The sequence below is a fragment of the Streptomyces flaveolus genome (assembly GCF_000716535.1).
GTDB classification, from domain to species: Bacteria; Actinomycetota; Actinomycetes; order Streptomycetales; family Streptomycetaceae; genus Streptomyces; species Streptomyces flaveolus_A.
On record NZ_JNWV01000127.1, the window covers coordinates 1 to 1201 of the forward strand.

Sequence of the window (1201 nt, forward strand, 5' to 3'; positions counted from 1 at the left end):
AGAAACCGACGACACCGTCCTGCCCACCGAACTCACCGCATAGCCTCAAAACGAGATCACCGAGTGGCCGTCGATACACCACTCCAGCGGACGTGACCGCTCAGGGTTGGTGCAGCTCGGCGCCGATGTACCTGAGCTTGTCCATCGCGACAGGTGTGGCGCTATCGCCGGATCGGGCGAGGTCGGCCGTTCGGGTCTTGCCGGGGCTTCGATTCACTTCGGTCCAGGATGGTCACCACGGGCACACCGGTTGGGCGGCCGGCGAGCAACGACGCGATGTGGTCCGCGCACCGGACGGCCGCCGTGGACACGTTGGCGGCCCGAGCGGCTTCAAGTTCCTCCGTCAATTGGCAGGTGTCGGGTGGGGCACAGAGCCCGGAAGCGCTCCGCGCCGCTTCGCCGGGTAGTGCTGAGAGCCGCTTCTCCAACTGGCGTACCCGCGCGCCGAGACCGATGTTCCGCTCCAGTGCGTTGGCAAGGTCGGCCCGTAAGAGGCAGTCAACGGGTGGTTGTGGCGTACTGGTCCGACGACAACTCGAACACCCGTACCTGCCGACCGCTGGTGGGATTGACGGTCTCACGCACCGGACGCATCCCCAGTTTGGTCATGATCCGTTCGGAGGCGTCGTTGCCCACTTGAGCGATGCTGACGATCCGCTCCAGCCCTCGCTCCTCGAACCCGAACCGTACAGCGGCCGCAGCGGCCTCGGTGGCCAGGCCCTGCCCCCAGTGGGAACGTCCCAGCCGCCAGCCGACCTCGACCGCCGGCAGTACCTCCGGCAAGAAGTTGGGCACCGAAAGGCCGGTGAATCCGGCCAACTCGCCAGTGGACCGGATCTCCACGGCGAACAGGCCGAAGCCCTGTGACTCCCACTCGTTCTCCCACGCCTGGATCCCGTCGCGCGTCTGCTGTTCGTCACGGACGCTGCCGTCGCGGATCCACCGCATGACCTTGGGGTCGGCATTGACGGCCGCCATGGGCGCAACGTCTTCCTCGCGCCAGCGACGCAGGATCAACCGAGGAGTCTCAAGCGTGACCATCCCCTCATTCTGGATCACAAACGGGCTCGCCGCCATCCTCACCAGGCGCTTCGATACGCGCCCTAGGCAGTGTCTTCAAATGATCTTGAGTGGTGGATCATGGACGGGTGATACGTCGCCATGAACTGTCCGATGCCGAGTGGGAGTTCGTCCGGCCGTT

At 65.5% G+C, this 1201-nt stretch carries 1 protein-coding gene; it reads right to left on the reverse strand.

Annotation, left to right across the window (positions count from 1 at the left end; translation table 11 throughout):
* Positions 1 to 498: 498 nt before the first annotated feature.
* Positions 499 to 1041, reverse strand: a complete 543-nt coding sequence (locus OO52_RS45460; protein ID WP_030659321.1) for a GNAT family N-acetyltransferase — start codon at positions 1039 to 1041, stop codon at positions 499 to 501.
* Positions 1042 to 1201: the final 160 nt, after the last annotated feature.